This is a genomic window from Microvirga sp. CF3062, assembly GCF_036314045.1.
GTDB lineage: Bacteria > Pseudomonadota > Alphaproteobacteria > Rhizobiales > Beijerinckiaceae > Microvirga.
In genome coordinates this window covers 224,084-240,475 of the sequence record NZ_JAYGGN010000001.1, presented here as the reverse complement: position 1 = coordinate 240,475, position 16,392 = coordinate 224,084, and the positions used below count along the sequence as shown (strand labels likewise).

General features: G+C 60.4%; 18 protein-coding genes. 7 read left to right on the top strand and 11 right to left on the bottom strand.

Going from position 1 to position 16,392, the window contains the following annotated elements; translation table 11 throughout:
* Positions 1–51 precede the first annotated feature (51 nt).
* Together glpD and glpK are read left to right on the top strand one after the other, a co-directional pair.
* On the top strand, positions 52–1,572 hold the full coding sequence (glpD, locus tag VB618_RS01190; RefSeq protein WP_329794660.1) for a glycerol-3-phosphate dehydrogenase: 1,521 nt from the start codon (positions 52–54) through the stop codon (positions 1,570–1,572).
* Between the two features lie 26 nt (positions 1,573–1,598).
* Positions 1,599–3,095 (top strand): glycerol kinase GlpK, encoded by a 1,497-nt coding sequence (gene glpK / locus VB618_RS01185; RefSeq protein WP_329794659.1) that lies wholly within the window; start codon positions 1,599–1,601, stop codon positions 3,093–3,095.
* A gap of 46 nt (positions 3,096–3,141) precedes the next feature.
* Here glpK and VB618_RS01180 read toward each other — a convergent pair whose 3' ends face one another.
* Positions 3,142–3,567, bottom strand: coding sequence for an HIT family protein (locus VB618_RS01180; RefSeq protein ID WP_329794658.1), 426 nt, complete (start codon positions 3,565–3,567; stop codon positions 3,142–3,144).
* A gap of 435 nt (positions 3,568–4,002) precedes the next feature.
* Here VB618_RS01180 and VB618_RS01175 point away from each other — a divergent pair, with 435 nt between their 5' ends.
* Positions 4,003–4,194 carry a general stress protein gene (locus VB618_RS01175; RefSeq protein WP_009494027.1) on the top strand — a complete coding sequence of 64 codons (192 nt, stop codon included), beginning with the start codon at positions 4,003–4,005 and terminating at the stop codon, positions 4,192–4,194.
* Positions 4,195–4,273: 79 nt separating this feature from the next.
* Here the strand turns inward: VB618_RS01175 and VB618_RS01170 are convergent, their stop codons facing one another.
* The 4 genes from VB618_RS01170 to VB618_RS01155 all read right to left on the bottom strand — a co-directional run bounded on the left by VB618_RS01170 (position 4,274) and on the right by VB618_RS01155 (position 8,032).
* A complete protein-coding gene (locus VB618_RS01170; RefSeq protein WP_329794657.1) occupies positions 4,274–4,786 on the bottom strand; it encodes a hypothetical protein in 513 nt (170 codons plus the stop codon).
* A gap of 615 nt (positions 4,787–5,401) precedes the next feature.
* The gene (locus VB618_RS01165) at positions 5,402–6,136 is read right to left on the bottom strand and encodes a PRC-barrel domain-containing protein (protein WP_329794656.1); all 735 of its coding nucleotides are present in this window, start codon (positions 6,134–6,136) and stop codon (positions 5,402–5,404) included.
* A 255-nt stretch (positions 6,137–6,391) separates the two neighbouring features.
* Positions 6,392–6,760 (bottom strand): hypothetical protein, encoded by a 369-nt coding sequence (locus VB618_RS01160; protein WP_329794655.1) that lies wholly within the window; start codon positions 6,758–6,760, stop codon positions 6,392–6,394.
* Between the two features lie 465 nt (positions 6,761–7,225).
* Positions 7,226–8,032: a response regulator gene (locus VB618_RS01155; protein ID WP_036347878.1), complete on the bottom strand. Its 807-nt coding sequence runs from the start codon at positions 8,030–8,032 to the stop codon at positions 7,226–7,228.
* Between the two features lie 183 nt (positions 8,033–8,215).
* On the opposite strand from VB618_RS01155, the gene VB618_RS01150 reads away from it, so the two are divergent.
* Entirely contained in the window at positions 8,216–8,437 is a 222-nt protein-coding gene (locus VB618_RS01150; RefSeq protein ID WP_329794653.1) for a NepR family anti-sigma factor, read from the top strand.
* A complete protein-coding gene (locus VB618_RS01145) occupies positions 8,434–8,979 on the top strand; it encodes a sigma-70 family RNA polymerase sigma factor (protein WP_329794652.1) in 546 nt (181 codons plus the stop codon). Before VB618_RS01150 ends, VB618_RS01145 begins: the two co-directional genes overlap by 4 nt.
* An 80-nt stretch (positions 8,980–9,059) precedes the next feature.
* Here the strand turns inward: VB618_RS01145 and VB618_RS01140 are convergent, their stop codons facing one another.
* The gene (locus tag VB618_RS01140; RefSeq protein WP_009494036.1) at positions 9,060–9,233 is read right to left on the bottom strand and encodes a DUF1328 domain-containing protein; all 174 of its coding nucleotides are present in this window, start codon (positions 9,231–9,233) and stop codon (positions 9,060–9,062) included.
* A 92-nt stretch (positions 9,234–9,325) separates the two neighbouring features.
* On the opposite strand from VB618_RS01140, the gene VB618_RS01135 reads away from it, so the two are divergent.
* Positions 9,326–9,634, top strand: a complete 309-nt coding sequence (locus VB618_RS01135; protein ID WP_329794651.1) for a hypothetical protein — start codon at positions 9,326–9,328, stop codon at positions 9,632–9,634.
* Between the two features lie 56 nt (positions 9,635–9,690).
* Here VB618_RS01135 and VB618_RS01130 read toward each other — a convergent pair whose 3' ends face one another.
* Both VB618_RS01130 and VB618_RS01125 read right to left on the bottom strand, forming a co-directional pair.
* Positions 9,691–10,551 carry an SDR family oxidoreductase gene (locus VB618_RS01130; protein WP_329794650.1) on the bottom strand — a complete coding sequence of 287 codons (861 nt, stop codon included), beginning with the start codon at positions 10,549–10,551 and terminating at the stop codon, positions 9,691–9,693.
* A gap of 125 nt (positions 10,552–10,676) precedes the next feature.
* On the bottom strand, positions 10,677–12,008 hold the full coding sequence (locus tag VB618_RS01125; protein WP_329794649.1) for a solute carrier family 23 protein: 1,332 nt from the start codon (positions 12,006–12,008) through the stop codon (positions 10,677–10,679).
* Positions 12,009–12,197: 189 nt separating this feature from the next.
* On the opposite strand from VB618_RS01125, the gene VB618_RS01120 reads away from it, so the two are divergent.
* Positions 12,198–13,217 (top strand): alpha/beta hydrolase, encoded by a 1,020-nt coding sequence (locus VB618_RS01120; protein WP_329794648.1) that lies wholly within the window; start codon positions 12,198–12,200, stop codon positions 13,215–13,217.
* Between the two features lie 9 nt (positions 13,218–13,226).
* Here VB618_RS01120 and VB618_RS01115 read toward each other — a convergent pair whose 3' ends face one another.
* The 3 genes from VB618_RS01115 to rfbC form a co-directional block, all read right to left on the bottom strand.
* The gene (locus VB618_RS01115) at positions 13,227–14,174 is read right to left on the bottom strand and encodes an NAD(P)/FAD-dependent oxidoreductase (RefSeq protein WP_329794647.1); all 948 of its coding nucleotides are present in this window, start codon (positions 14,172–14,174) and stop codon (positions 13,227–13,229) included.
* Between the two features lie 610 nt (positions 14,175–14,784).
* Positions 14,785–15,654 (bottom strand): glucose-1-phosphate thymidylyltransferase RfbA, encoded by an 870-nt coding sequence (gene rfbA / locus VB618_RS01110; RefSeq protein ID WP_329794646.1) that lies wholly within the window; start codon positions 15,652–15,654, stop codon positions 14,785–14,787.
* A 171-nt stretch (positions 15,655–15,825) separates the two neighbouring features.
* Entirely contained in the window at positions 15,826–16,383 is a 558-nt protein-coding gene (gene rfbC / locus VB618_RS01105) for a dTDP-4-dehydrorhamnose 3,5-epimerase (protein ID WP_329794645.1), read from the bottom strand.
* Positions 16,384–16,392 lie beyond the last annotated feature (9 nt).

Here is a 16,392-nt window from a genome sequence, read left to right as displayed (position 1 = left end):
ACCATCTGCAGGGCACCGGGACAGCCTGGTATCTAAGGAAAGACGCATTCCGTGACGACAGTGACCGATCTTCTGATTGTAGGCGGCGGCATCAACGGCGCCGGCATCGCGCGCGATGCCGTGGGCCGGGGCCTCTCGGTGGTGCTCTGCGAGCAGGGCGATCTGGCCGGCTACACCTCCTCCGCCTCGACCAAGCTGATCCACGGCGGATTGCGCTACCTCGAGTATTACGAGTTCCGGCTGGTCCGCGAAGCCCTGTTCGAGCGCGAGCGGCTGCTGGAATCCGCCCCCCACATCATCTGGCCCCTGCGATTCATCCTGCCGCATGAAAAGGGCATCCGCCCGGCCTGGTTCGTGCGCCTGGGCCTGTTCATGTACGACCACTTGGCTCCGCGAAAGAAGCTGCCGGGCACGGAAGGCATCAAACTCACGAGGCACCCTGCCGGAAAGGCCCTGAAGCCCGGCTTCGACACGGCCTTCGTCTATTCCGACTGCTGGGTCGAGGACAGCCGCATGGTGGCGCTCAATGCCATCGATGCCTTCGAGAAGGGTGCGGACATCCGGGTGCGCACCAAGCTCACCTCCGCCCGCCGCGATGGCCAGACCTGGGTCGCCACCCTCCAGAACGTGGAGACGGGCGACACGGAAGAGGTGCGCGCCAAGGTGATCGTCAATGCGGGCGGCCCCTTCGTGGCCGACGTGCTCAACGCCAAGCTGGGCCTCAACACCACCAAGAACGTCCGCCTCGTGAAGGGCAGCCACATCGTGGTGCCGAAGCTCTTCGACACCAAGGAAGCCTTCATTCTCCAGAACACGGACAAGCGGATCGTCTTCGCCATTCCGTATCAGGAGAAGTTCACCCTCATCGGCACCACCGACATCCCGGTCGAGTCCGTGCCGGACAAGAAGGTGGAGATCACCCAGGACGAGATCCAGTATCTCTGCAACGTCGTGAACCACTTCTTCAAGCGCGAGGTCACTCCGGCCGAAGTGGTGTGGACCTATTCCGGCGTGCGCCCGCTCTTCGACGACGGATCGAGCAATGCCTCAGCGGTCACCCGCGACTACGTGTTCGACATGGACGCGCCGCAGGGCCAGGCGCCGGTGCTCTCGATCTTCGGCGGCAAGATCACCACCTTCCGCAAGCTCTCGGAGCATGCTCTCGAGGAGCTGAAATCCTACTTCCCCAATATGAAGCCGTCCTGGACCGAGAAGGCCAAGATGCCCGGCGGCGACATGCCGGACGCGGATTTCGACCGCTTTTTCGCGACCGTGCGCCAGCGCTGGCCCTTCCTGCCCGAGCATCTCGCCCATCGCCTCGCTCGCGCCTACGGCACCCGCATCGAGGAGCTTCTGGGCTCCGCCAAGTCCATGGCCGATCTCGGCGAGGATTTCGGCGCCGAGCTCACCGCTGCGGAAGTCGACTACCTGGTGCGCTGCGAATGGGCGCGCACGGCGGAAGACATCCTATGGCGCCGGTCCAAGCTCGGGCTGCATGTGCCGGTTGACGCTCCGGCCAAGATCGATGCCTATTTGGCCAGGACAAAAGCGGCGGCCGTCGCGGCTCAATAAATTCGGGGCAAAATTCGGGGAAAGTCATGGCTCAATACGTCGGTGCCATCGATCAGGGCACGACCAGCTCGCGCTTCATCGTGTTCGACAAGGCCGGGAGTATCGTGTCGGTCGGGCAGAAGGAGCACGAGCAGATCTACCCCAGGCCCGGCTATGTGGAGCACGATCCGCTCGAGATCTGGCGCAACACGCAAGCCGTGATCCAGGAGGCGCTGGCTAAAAAAGGGCTGTCGCCCCGCGACCTCGCCGCCATCGGCATCACCAACCAGCGCGAGACGACGCTGATCTGGGACAGGCGCACGGGTCAACCCCTCCACAATGCCCTCGTCTGGCAGGACACCCGCGTCGATCCGATTGTCGAGGAGTTCGCCCGTGATGGCGGCAATGACCGCCTGCGCGACAAGACCGGCCTGCCGCTCGCGAGCTATTTCTCCGGCCTCAAGCTGCGCTGGCTCCTCGACAATGTGCCCGGCGCCCGCGAGAAGGCGCACGCCGGCGACGTGCTGTTCGGCAACATCGACACCTGGCTGGTCTGGAACCTGACCGGCGGCGTCAACGGCGGCTGCCACATCACCGACGTGACCAATGCCAGCCGCACGCAGCTCATGAACCTGCGGAGCCTCGACTGGGACGAGGAGATCCTGAGCCTCTTCAATATCCCCCGCCCCTGCCTGCCGCAGATCCGCTCGTCGAGCGAAATCTATGGCGAGGCGACCGACAATCTGGCCGGCGTGCCGATCGCCGGCATTCTGGGCGACCAGCAGGCGGCGCTCGTGGGGCAGGCCTGCTTCAAGCAGGGCGAGGCCAAGAACACCTACGGCACCGGCTGCTTCATGCTCATGAACACCGGCGAGACGCCCTACCCGTCGAAATGCGGCCTTCTCACCACGGTGGGCTACCGTTTCGGCCAGGCAAAGACTGTCTATGCCCTGGAGGGCTCGATCGCGATTGCCGGCGCCCTCGTGCAGTGGCTGCGCGACAATCTCGGCATGATCGAGAAGAGCCCAGACATCGAGACCCTCGCCCGCAGCGTCGAGGACAATGGCGGCGTGACCATCGTGCCGGCCTTCTCGGGCCTCTATGCGCCGCACTGGAACTCCCATGCCCGCGGCCTCATCGGGGGCCTGACACGCTACGCCACCAAGGCGCATGTCGCCCGCGCGGCGCTGGAGGCCACGGCCTTCCAGACCCGCGAGGTGCTTGACGCCATGACCAAAGACACCGGCATCACCGCAAGAGAGCTGCGCACGGATGGAGGTATGGTCGTCAACGAGCTGCTGATGCAGTTCCAGGCGGACATCCTCGATGTGCCGGTGGTGCGCCCGAAGGTGATCGAGACCACGGCTCTCGGTGCCGCCTATGCGGCCGGCTTGGCGACAGGCTTCTGGAGCGGGACGGACGAGCTGGTGCGCAACTGGGCCGTGGACAAGCGCTGGACGCCCGCCATGGAAGCACCCCGCCGTGAGCGCCTGAATGCCCTCTGGAACAAAGCTGTGTCCCGTTCTCTGGACTGGGCAGACTGAAGTCTCAGGAAGAAGGCGGCAGGCGCGTCCTGCCGCTCTGCCCGTATCACGCAGCTGGCAGCGCAGCGCGGATCTTGGAGGCCAGCTCCGCCAGGATCTCGGGCTTCTCCATCTGACCTGTATGAGGCTTCAGCGCTACGCCCTCGAAACGAGGGATCACATGGAAGTGGATGTGGAACACCACTTGCCCTCCTGCGCTCTCGTTGAACTGCTGGATCGTCAGTCCATCGGCTGAAAGCGCGCTCTTTGCTGCCTTTCCCACGATCTGCACTGCCTTCGCGAGTTCCGCGAGATCGTCGGGCGCAGCATCGAGCAGGTTGCGCGCTTTCGCCTTGGGGATGACCAGAACATGCCCATTGCCGCGGGGCATGACATCCATGAAGGCCAGGATTCGATCCGTCTCGTAGACCTTGTGACACGGCAGTTCACCGCGAAGGATCTTTGCGAACACGTTGTTGTCGTCGTAGGTCATCCCGTTCTCTATCCTCCGCCGTTTCTGCAGGAGCGCTCGGAGCAGCGCGCTATCCCTTATACCGACGTAAGCCGCTTGAGCACCACTCCCTGCCCCTCTCGTGCCACACAAGCATGGATCCTCAGATAACCTGAATTCAGGTTGGGATTTCACCTCCTATATTCGATCTTCTATGACTTACCTCTGATAGCTCATCTATTGGCAAATATAGACGCCATCCCTCGCCTGTATCGAGCCAATTACCTTCTTGGCTCATATTCCTACCGACAAGATGTTGCCTTGTTTCCCCCAATTAAACATTTGCCGCAATCACGCCAATTCGTGGGGCCCGAATAGTTTCGTAAACTTTTTGCAAAGGTTGACCCTTCCTCACCGGAACCATCGATTCCGGCAGCGGTTGATGAAGCACGAACACCACTCGATTAGGAGGCATAAATGGCAGGTGGTTCGACCTCGAAGCGTGGCTTCGCGTCGATGGACTCCGACCGGCAGCGTGAAATCGCCAGCAAGGGCGGCAAGAGCGTTCCCGCCGAGAAGCGGTCCTTCTCTCAGGACCGTGAACTCGCCTCGGAAGCCGGCCGCAAGGGCGGTCAGGCCTCGGGCAACACCCGCGGCAATCAGGAATAACGCTTTTCATGAGCTGCAAATAATGAAAGGGGCCGCTGAGCGGCCCCTTTACTTTGCGTCACAAAATTAATGCAAATCTTTACTGATGCCTGAAGTTGAATTCAGCGCGCGTCAGGACGGCTTCCACAAGAACCTTCTCAGCTGCCCCGATGCCGGTTATGGCTCGGAACTCGGGAAGGCTCGGGACTTCGAACGCCACAGCACCAAGATCGATCTGCCGCACCAGATCTCCCGCCAATGCCGACATGAAATCGAGCGACACGATGTCCAGATAGCGGGCTGCTTCGAGAGCCAGCTCCGAGGAGGGATCACGTGAGGCGCCAATTAGCGTCAGGAGAGTATATTCATCCAGGCTCCCATGCCTGGATCCAACTGGCCTGTGGATGAAGGGGCGTCCGCGCTGCCTGGTCAGGGCAAAGGCGAGAAGGAGGGCGTCCGAGACGATCCCTTTTGCAGTTTCAGGCTGAGTATAGGTCGCGAGCACCTGCTCAGGCCCATCGAGCATGGCAAGATCGTACTGATCCTCAAGACGGTTCAGGGAGCGGAAGACGTCGATGACCGGAACGGTGCTCGGATGGAGCAAAACCGCCACGGGGCTTGCTGCCGACGAATATGACAATGCTTCAACCATAAAGGAAAAACCTTGAACTGTTGGTCGTTCAGACGCCTGAACTCACACCGGCCGGCAACACGTGCGGCCATGCCGGAACAACGAGATGGCGCCTCAGCATCAGAGGACAGGTCACCTCATCCTGGTGACAGACGGGAACCATGCCGCTGAGCATGGAAGCCACCGACGGTTTGTCCCCGGAAGGAGAGCCTGAGGTGAGCCTGGAAAACTCATCCGGCAGCTCCTCTTGGCAGAGAATGGCATCCAATTCATTCGCTGCAGTCATGGTTTCCTCCACATCGCGCTAACGGCAACGTATGCCTCGAAACCCAGTTCCTTATGCGTCAACAAGTCCAGATCGTACGGATGGGGTCAGTAGGAGGGAGAAGAGGAATTTTTCCGAGAATTCTTTGGAACCGGAATGTGCGAGCATCGTTATGCTGATAACCGGTCCGAATGCCCCCTTGGACTGGCACCTTTAAGGCGCAGCTGTATGGCTGCGCCTTTTATTTTGATTGAACGAGCGCTGGCCATCAATACGAAGAGCGGCGCCTGGGTTTCCCCAAGCGCCGCATAACGTCTAACCCAAGTGACGGATTACGGCTTCGGAGCCGTCGTGGTCCCCGACTGACCGGCGGAACCGGTGGTCGAGTTGTTGGCGTTGCCACCATCATCGTCGAATGCAGGAGCGGCCTGGAGCTGATCCTTCGTCATACGCAGAACAACACGTTCAGGCTGGTTCTGGTTGCTCGAGGTATTGCTGGCCGTCATGTTGGACGATCCAGCCGTGCCCGAACCGGTCGTAGCGGTGTTGCCCGTTGTGGTCGAACCCGTTGCGGTCGAGCCTGTCGTCGCGACGTTGCTATTGCCGCTGCTGTTGTTGTTGTTCATGGCCTGAGCCTGCTGGGCATTCATGAACTCGAGAGCATTGAACGGAACGGCCACATCCTTCTCACCGATGCCAAGGAAGCCACCGACGCCGACCACGGCCGCCATGATCTGACCGTTACGGTCCATGATGACGTCATTGATGTCGCCGATCGACTCATTGTTGGCGCCGATGACGCGGGTGCCGATCAGATCGGAAGCCATCATCTGGTTGGCTTCCATCTTGGTCATGAACTGACCCTGCATCCCACCGCTCTGGCTCATGGTCGATGAAGAGCTGGAGGCGCCAGGCTGCATGGCCGGCGAGCCGGTTGAAGTCGTGCCAGAGCCGGATGCAGCCGGACGGTCAGTCGGAGCCGAGGGGGTCGGCGAGGTCTGTGCGAGGGCGGGCGCAGCCGCGAAAGCCGTCACTACAAGGCAAGCTGCCATATGCTTCTTCAGCATTGCTTATTTCTCCTGAGGATACATTAAATCGCGTTAAGCGCCAAAGTGCGCCAGGGTTAAACGCTCAGTGTGGGCAACCGTTCCCAACATTGACTTATTCAAGGCAATGTGAATGGCCCGTTCAACATTCCGAAAGAGGATGAATACTTATCAGTATTTCTGAACAACAAGGGCCCTCTGCCCCCCTTATGGAAAAGCAGCGAAACTCAACTTAATGAAGGGAACCTTCAGTACTGCAATTGGTTCCTGCACGGGTCAGGATAGCGACTGCTGGAGGAAAGCGAGGCAGAGGCTCGGCATCCTATCTGCACTCGCCTTGGCCAGAGGGCTGACATCGCCGAGGCAGCCAACCGGCTTGCGGGCTTTTGGTTTCTGCTCACGGGGAGCCTCGATGCCCTCTTGCTGGCTGACCGGGTGCTGGGTCGCGGGAGCCTGTACGTTCTCCTTGAGGGTGACCACGGGCAAATCCGTGTCGCGGGCGTAGATGGTGGTTCCCGAGTGAGGATCGGACTTGTAGAGCACCTTCCCATCCCGGTCGCGCAGGATCACCATCGCCTGGCTGACGCCGACGAGTTCAACGGTCGACACAGTCGCTGGATTTGCGCTCTGAACAGGGGCCATCATACGGTCCCCCTTCGACGGAGCGCTAATGCCTTGGGGCAGCGCAGCATCGGCCAGAACTTCAGATTGCGCTTGATGGGACATGTTGAACGAAGTGGGAGCGAAGCTTCCCGCAACGAAGAAAATCCCAGCCAGCCCTACCAGTGCCACAGGGATACGGAACATCCCTCTCTCCTGCTCTTCAACCTCAGCGTTTCAGAAATTCAACGCGACTGTATCTTTGATGTTCCTGCATCCTTACGTAGGAGCAGAGAATAAAAAGAGGAGTAAAAAGCCTGGAACCTTTGTTTTCAGAAGGACGTTCTTAGAGTACCGGCCTCCTGGTCCTCCCCGCATTCCCCTTGTGCATTGGCCGGCACCTTAAGACGGGCTTTAGAGCCCGTCTTTTTTTGCCCAATACATGTCAAAATAGAAAAGCCCGGCTTTGCAGCCGGGCCATTACTATTCGATCTGATATCCGTCTGGCTTTTAGGCCGTAGCCGCACGAGCCTCGCGCCGGCGGGCACTCTGCTGGAAGAACAGCGCCTGACTGATGACGGCCGACACATTCGCGGGTTGAAACGGCTTGGCGATCAGGAAGGCTGGTTCGGGCCGCTCACCTGTCAGGAACCGCTCCGGATAAGCCGTGATAAAGATGACCGGGACCTCGAAGGACTTGAGGAGGTCATTCACCGCATCGAGGCCGGAGCTTCCGTCCGCCAGCTGGATATCAGCCAGGATCAGGCCGGGCTGCTTGGCGGCAGCGAGCTTGACAGCTTCTGTCCGCGTGCGGGCAACGCCGGTGACGTTGTGGCCCAGTCCTTCGACGAGGGCTTCGAGATCCATGGCGATCAGCGGCTCGTCCTCGATGATGAGGATATCCGTTGCCATATCGGCTGCGAGCTCGCGGCCCGCCTCGTCGACGAGGTCGCGCACGGTCCGCGTGTCGACATCGAGGATCTGGCCGACCTCCTCTTCTCCGAAGCCTTCGAGGCAGGAGAGGAGGAAAGCCTGGCGGGGAAGCGGCGTGATCTGCCCGAGTCGAACCTCAGCCGGCAGGTCTCGCTGGATCTGCTCGCTCCGGCCATTCACCGAGAGGGAGTTCCAGATCCGGGTGAACACCTGGAAGAGCTCGACCTTAACGTTCCCAGATGGGCCGATGGTCTCAGGTTCGCTCACAAGCGTCTCGAGGGTCGCAGCGACATAGGCATCACCGGCCATCTGACTGCCTGTGAGTGCGCGCGCATAGCGACGAAGGTATGGTAAGTGCTGGACGACAAGCTGGGCTGTCGACATTCGCTTCCCCTTAAACTGTGCTTTTGACTCGTTGTACCGATGGTTCGTTCAACGCGGCAAAGCTGCAAAAGTTCCGCAGGATGGAACCGGGCGCAGCAATAAGCGTTATTGCTCGAAAACAAATATATGGATACTGCCAAGGTTGGCTATCCCCTATCAATACGGGATGGCAAGGGGAAAAGTATGACGGTTGATAAGGGGAACAAGCTGGCTCGGGTCAGTCTCGACAACGACTCGGGTGGAAAGCTCGCAACCGATCCTAAACTCGACAGCGGTAGCCAGAAGCGCATCGGCGACCAACTCCGCGCCATGTATGACGAGCTCATGCAGCAGCCCGTCCCGGACCGTTTCAGGGACTTGCTCGACCAACTGGACAAGAACGGACAAAAGGGCGGGTCTCAATGACCCTAGAGCCGGAGCCCGAACTACGGGAGGCTCTTCTCGCGGCGGTTCCCAGTCTCCGCGCATTCGCAATCTCACTCTCAGGTCAGGTGGACAGAGCCGATGATCTGGTTCAAGACACACTCCTGCGAGCGCTCTCCAATCTGCACAGGTTCGAACCCGGCACGAACTTGAATGCATGGCTCTTCACCATCCTGCGCAATCTCTTTCACTCCGAATATAGGAAGCGGCGCCGCGAGGTTGAGGATGCCGACGGATCCTATGCCGGACGGCTGAAGGTTCAGCCCGAGCAAAGCTCCCATCTGGATTTCGAGGATTTCCGCAGCGCCCTCTCCCAGCTCCCCTCCGACCAGCGTGAGGCCCTTCTTCTGGTAGGCGCATCAGGCTTTTCCTACGAGGAAGCCGCGAATATCTGCGGCTGCGCCGTCGGCACCATCAAAAGCCGGGTGAACCGGGCGCGCTTTCGCCTTGCCTCTATGCTGAATGTCGACGACATCCAGGATCTTGGGCCCGACAGCCTGACCCGGGCAGCCCTGCAGGGCTGACGCCACAGAAATTCGCAACTCCAAATGCCAAACGCCGCCTTTGTCGGGCGGCGTTCGACGTCAGATATGCCGTAGCGATATCACATCGGGCTGCGTCCGCGCAGCAATCCGATAACTGCAGAGATCGCAAACAGCACGATCGCAACGAAGAAAATCAGCTTTGCGATTTCCACTGCGGTGCCGGCGATGCCCCCGAAGCCGAACAGAGCTGCGACGAGAGCGATGATGAGAAAAGTGACTGCCCAACCGAGCATGGCGTTACCTCGCTAACATGACAATCGACTGTAAGCCGACGATGTCCAAATAACGCCAAGCGCGACTGTAAGGTTCCGCGTTGAGCAATTTCTTGAGACTGTTCATCAGTCGTTCAAAAGTAATATTCCAGGCTTTTATTCGTATGGAACTCGACTTCCCGCCACACGTTTTCAAAAACACTTGGGAGAGATGGCCAATGAATCGTTCGGTTGCCCTTCGTGCGCTTTTCATCTTTGCGATTGTTGCTGCCTTTGCAGCAATCACCGGTGCAGCTTCTCAGGTCGAGATCGCAGAAGTTCTTTTTCTGATCGGCGGCTCCCTCTCGGCCGTCATGCTGCTCTTCGTGCTGATGACACCTTCGCACAATCCGGTTCCGGTGCGTGTGCGCCGCAGACGCTGATCTTCCCTGCAGCGCCACAAAGAATCGGGCGGCTCGAAAGAGCCGCCCTTCTTTTTTCAGGCCTCTGTGGGATCACCGCCGTTCGGGTGCAGGACCGAGCCGGTGATGTAGGACGAATCCTCGGACGCCAGGAACAGATAGGACGGCGCCACCTCGTTCGGCTGACCAGGGCGCTTCATGGGCGTGTTGGCGCCGAACTGCTTCACCTTCTCGGCCGGGAAGGTCGAGGGGATCAGCGGCGTCCAGATCGGCCCCGGCGCCACACCGTTCACGCGAATGCCCTCGCCCGCGAGCTTCTGCGCCAGTGACCGCGTGAAGGCCACGATGGCGCCCTTGGTGGCGCTGTAATCGAGCAGCTCCGAACTGCCGCGATAGGCCGTCACCGACGTGGTGTTGATGATCACAGCACCCTTCTTGAGGTGAGGCATCGCCGCCTGCACCATGTAGAAATAGCCGAAGATGTTGGTGCGGAAGGTACGGTCGATCTGATCGGGCGTGATCTCATCAATCTCCTTCTTCGGGTGCTGCTCGGCGGCGTTGTTGACCAGCACATCGAGCTTGCCGAACTTTTGAATCACTTGATCCACCGCGGAGCGGCAGAAGCCGGGATCGCCCACATCGCCCGCGATGGTCAGGCACGAGCGCCCTTCCCTCTCCACAAGGCGCTTCGTCTCCTGCGCGTCCTCGTTCTCGTTCAGATACATGATCGCGAGATCGGCACCCTCACGGGCAAACAGAACGGCCGTCGCACGTCCGATGCCGCTGTCGCCGCCGGTGATGAGGGCAACCTTGCCCTGCAACCGGTTGCTGCCCGGATAGCGCGGCTCGTAATCGGGCCGCGGGTTCATCTCGGTCTCGTGGCCGGGCTGCTGGTCCTGCACCTGAGGCGGCAGGGTCTGGTTCTGGTCGGAGCTCATGCTGTTATCCCTTGTGCGGAAAGGATACGGACCTTCGGCCAGCCTAGCGGAAAGGGCCAAACCAAACGAAGAAGCCCGCGTTGAAGCTCAACGCGGGCTGTAAAAGCGTGTTCCTGGAAAGCTGGCTAGTGCACGGTCTCGGTGCGGTCCGCCGTGCTCGGCGCCATGTTCAGGAGATGGTAGAGGATGATCGCACCGAAGGTCGCCGTCCCAATGCCGTCCAGGGTGAAGCCGGCCACGTTCAGCTTGAAATTGCCGGCGCCCAGAACCAGGGCCACCGCGACTGTGATCAGGTTGCGTGGGTTGGAGAAATCGACCCGGTTCTCCACCCAGATCCGGCCGGCGGTTGCGGCGATGAGGCCGAAGACCACGATGGACAAGCCGCCCAGCACGGGCCCGGGAATCGTGCCGATGAAGGCGCCGAACTTGGGCGACAGGCCGAGCAGCAGCGCGAAGGCCGCGGCGATGAGGAAGACCAGCGTGGAGTAGATGCGGGTCACCGCCATCACGCCCATGTTCTCGGCGTAAGTGGTCATGCCCGTACCGCCAGCGCTGCCGGACAGCATGGTGGCAACGCCGTCGCCCATGAAGGCGCGCCCGAGATACGGATCGAGGTTGCGGCTCGTCATGGCGCCGATGGCCTTGATGTGCCCGAGGTTCTCGGCCACCAGGATCACAGCCACCGGGGCGATCAGGCTGATGGCGCGCATGTCGAAGACGGGGCTCTGGAAGGACGGCAGGCCGAACCAGGCAGCCTGGCCGATCTTCGAGAAGTCGATGGCCTGGCCGAGGCCCAGCACGTTCGCGCAGATGAAGTAGATCAGGTAGCCGAGTACGCCGCCGATCAGCACCGGCAGGCGGCGCCAGATCCCCGGCGCATAAACCGCCATGAGACCGACCGCCATGACGGTGGCAAGCGCGATCCAGCGGGCGAAGTCGCTGCCGTTCTGGTTGTCGGGCGTGACGCCGGAGGCGCTGTTGATCGCAATTGGCGCGAGCACAAGGCCGATGGCGGCCACGATGGCGCCCGTGACCACCGGCGGCATCAGCCGCTCAATCCAGCGGTGCCCCGCCAGCTGCACCAAGAGGCCGATGAGGAAGTAGAGCGCACCGGCCGCAATGATGCCGCCGAGCGCCAGGGGGATGTTAGGATTGGGGCTGCCCACGCTCGCGCCGGTGGCGACCAGGACGGGACCGATGAAGGCGAAGCTCGAGCCCAGATAGCTCGGCACCCGTCCACCGACCACGACGAAGAAGATCAGGGTTGCAATGCCGGAGAACAGGATCGAGACGTTCGGATCGAAGCCCATCAGGATCGGCGCCAGCACGGTCGCGCCGAACATGGCCACCACATGCTGCAGGCCGACCACCACCATATGGCCGGTCGGCAGGCGCTCGTCCGGCATGACGACGCCTTCGGTCTTCAGGCTCCACCGCGGCAGGAAACCATCGCTCATGACTACACCCCCAAGTACGGCGCCAATGTATGACACCATTGTCTGACACCTGGGGCTGCACCGTAGACTCGCGGCCTGTGGAATGGCTAGGTGGGATAAGGACTTATTAACCGGCGCGAAGGCCTCCATTCTGGACAAGTGCCGTTTCAGCCGTCACATCTCGGGCAGTTGATCTGGCGAGGGACAGCGATGCGCAAGAACCATGACGCACCGGCAGGCGCGGTACACAGTCTCTGGATCGAGAGCGACTGCCTCAAGAGCAATCTGCTCGGCGATCCCTTCCGGCGCCGGGTCGACGTCTATGTGCCGGCAGGCCACGATGGCCGGGATCTGCCCCTCCTCGTCGACCTCGTCGGCTACACGGCAGGCGGCCCCGCTCACACCAACTGGAAGAACTACGGCGAGAACGTGCCCGAGCGCCTCGACCGGCTGATCGGCACCGGCGCCATGCCGCCTGTCGCGGTGGCTTTCCCCGACTGCTTCACTCGGCTTGGTGGCAATGAATATGTCGACAGCACTGCCATAGGCCTCTGGGAGACTTTCCTAATCCGCGAGATGCTGCCCTTCGTCGAGGAGCGCTTTGGCTGTGGCGGCGACGGGCGCCGGGGCGTGTTCGGCAAGAGTTCGGGCGGCTACGGCGCCATGGTGCACGCACTGCGGCATGGCGGCTCCGTTTGGTCGGCAGCAGCCTCGCACTCGGGGGATGTGGGTTTCGAGTACCTCTATCACCTGGGCGAATTCGCCCGAGCGCTCCGCCATCTGGTCGATCACGGCATGTCCATCGAAGCCTTTATGCGCAAGTTCGAGGCGGGGCCCAAGGCGAAGGACAAGGATTGGCATACCCTGATGCTGCTCGCCCAGGCGGCGAGCTTTGATCCTGACCCGAGCCAATTCTACGGCATCCGCCTGCCGGTGGATCTCGAGACCTGCGAGATCATCGAGGAACGCTGGGCCAACTGGCTGCGCTGGGACCCTCTGCGGATGGTGGACGACGCGAAGCACCAAGCGAACCTGCGCCAGCTGAAGGCTTTCTACATCGATTGTGGCGACATCGACCAGTACAACATGGTCTACGGCTCACGGATCATGCGCCGGAAGCTCGATGCTGCCGGAATTTCCCACATCTATGAGGAATTCCACGACGACCATTCCTCAGTCGATTACCGGATGGACATCAGCCTGCCGCTCCTGGCGAAGGCCTTGTCCTAGCGTCTGGGCTCACGCCCCGCTGGGCTCATCCTCGGTAGGCAACTCGCAATGGTTGTGGATGTGGGTGGCGGCCAGCGCCGCATGGCCCATGCCAACCACGATCTGATCGAGACCACGGACGATATCGCCGGCCGCGTAAAGACCTTTCACGCTCGTCTGGCAATGGCTGTCGACGATCAGGCTCCCCGATGGATCGTGCTCGGCGCCAAGAGAGATGGCGAGGTCCGAGCGATACTTAAGACCGAGCGCCGAATAGAGCACGTCGAAGCGATGCTCGGTACCAGCCACATTCACCGCAGAGATCCGGTCGTGCTCCATAGAGAGGGACTCCACCGGGGCCTCGACCACCTTGACCCCGTGCTCGTCGAGCTTCACCTGCTGTTCCGGATCCAATTCCAGGTGCTGCCCCAAGGTCAGAAGCGTCACGTCCCTGGAATAGGTACGGGCGATGAAGACCGCCTCCCCTATGCCATGGTCACCATAGGCGATGACGGCGATCTTCTGGCCGCGGGACTCGTAGCCGTCGCAGATCGGGCAATAGCGGACGAGGCCGCGCTGGACGGCGTTGGGCACGTCGGGCAGGTCAGGCTCGATATCGACGGCCCCCGTGGCGATCACCACCCGCCGCGCGGCGATCTGCTTTGTGGAGCCGTCATTGCCCTCCACCACGGCGATGAACCGGTCAGGCTGCTTGCGCAGCCCCGTGACCATCCCGGGCAGGATGCAATCGCCATACTGCTCAAGATTGGTCCGCGCCCGGGCCAAGATGTCCTTGCCGGAGATGCCTTCCGCGAAGACCGGGATGTTGTGGCTCGTCGGGATCCAGGCGGCCCGGGGCGATCCGCTGTCGACCACGGCAAAGCGGCGCTTGAAGCGGGCCAGATACAGCGCCGTCGTCAGCCCCGCCGGCCCTCCCCCGACGATCAGACAGTCCAGAATATCCCCGTCGGCCGCCATCCCTCTCCGGTCCTCCTGTGAACGCAGGAGTCACAACACGCGAGGACGGGAAAAGATCGGAAGCGCGGGAAATGCTTTCAAAGTGGTGATGGCCTGTACTGCCTCAAGAGCGGAGTGCGCAGTGCTGAGAAGCGGTTAGGGTCGTTCTGCATCGGTCAGATGGCTCGTGGCCCGGCTTGCTCATCGAACAGCGGATTGACTCTATTTACTTAGCCGGCAGAGCAATTACACCATGATCGCTGCCAGCTGCAGTGCGAAATGGTTAAATGGGCTGACCTTGGTGTTCTGAGCAGACATCTTGAAATCTGCACTCCAAGGCCCGAGCATTGGGAGCGCACAGTTGGCACGCACAGCTTCTTCCACAGGCTTACCAAGTCCCGCGGGCACAGGATCTCAACCTCATTGGGATTTGCAAAACGGGTTCGGCAACCTCATCGCTTGAACTTGGACTAAGCCTGCCACCTCCGATTGTGGATGTCGCCACACACCTATGTAGCCACTGACCCATGACCCTCCGTGACCAATTCCACGCACCGTAGAAGTCTGCTCGACAGTGGACACTTGTGAAGGTGTCAGGGTAAACCGCCCCACGATAAGCTGATCGGTCAGTTCAAGTCTGATCTGCGATTCGCCTTAAATATTGGCCGTAGCTGCTCTTTGACAACTCGCCTGCTAGCTGCAGCAAGTGATCTCGGTTGATCCACCCGAGGTTGAAGGCAATTTCTTCAGGACAGGCGATGCGAAAGCCTTGACGTTTTTCGAGCGCTCGTACGAACTCTGCGGCCTCCACCAGAGAGTCTGGCGTTCCGGTGTCCAGCCAAGCGAAGCCGCGCCCCATACGCTGCACGTGAAGCTGCCCCATCTCGAGATAGGCGCGATTGACGTCTGTAATCTCGAGTTCACCTCTCGCCGACGGCTTGAGCTTCACCGCAATATCTACGACCTGTTCGTCGTAAAAATAAAGCCCGGTCACCGCCCAGCTAGATTCCGGCTTTGCAGGTTTCTCCTCGATAGAAATGGCCTGACCATCCCGGTCGAATTCGACGACGCCATACCGCTCTGGGTCGGTTACATGATAGGCGAAGACCGTCGCCCCTGCTCTGTGCCTGCGGGCCATCTGCATGAGTTCCGGCAGTCCATGACCGAAGTAGACGTTGTCACCAAGGATTAGCGCAGACGGACCGCCTGCCACGAAATCGGCACCGATAATGTAGGCCTGCGCGAGGCCTTCAGGCTTTTTCTGCTCAGCGTAGGAAAGATTGAGGCCCCAGCGGTCTCCTGTACCCAGCAGTTGCTTGAACTTCGGCAAATCGTCCGGGGTGGAGATGATAAGGATCTCCCGCACACCTGCTAGCATCAGCGTGGTGAGCGGGTAATAGATCATCGGTTTGTCGTAGATTGGCAGAAGTTGCTTTGACGTGACATAGGTCATCGGGTGCAGGCGGGTGCCGGATCCACCGGCCAGAATGATGCCTTTCATTCATGGATCTCCTGAGCGCGAACCTTATCGAGGAATCGTCTGATGCAAAGTTGAGGGAATGTCCGCCACTCAAGCAGCATCATATTGTGAACCCTGCGAATTTTGATCAGTCGAGGCAAGAGCTACCTGACCTCCCCTATCGATGACCTTGGTGCGCACGCAACCTACTCCTTACGAGAAATAGGACGGGAGCTCCGCAAAAAGCGGATTCCTCATGTCCTTGTCGGACAGGACTGCTGACCGGATATCGACAGGCCAACTGATGCCAAGCGCCGGATCGTTCCAGGCGATCCCGTGGCCGTGATCTGCCGAGTAAGGCGCAGTGACCTTGTAGTGCACCTCAGTTTTCGACTCGAGGGTGCAGAAGCCATGAGCAAAACCTACAGGAATGAGAATCTGAAGGCCGTCATCACTGGATATTTCGATCTTGATATGCTGGCCATACGTGGAAGACGATCGGCGCAGGTCGAGAGCAACATCAAGGATGCGACCGCGACCGACGCGGACGAGTTTGGCCTGCGCGAAAGGAGGGGTCTGAAAATGCAGTCCCCTTACTGTCCCTGCCTTGATGGAGTGTGAGAGGTTGTCTTGGACAAACTCATCCTCAATACCTGCCGCCGCGAAAGCTTGCTTGCTGTAAGTTTCCACGAAGTACCCACGTAAGTCCGCAAAATTCTTCGTGCGAATAATCTTCACGTCCGGAAGAGCAGTTGCCTCAACTTCGATCACCAGAGACCT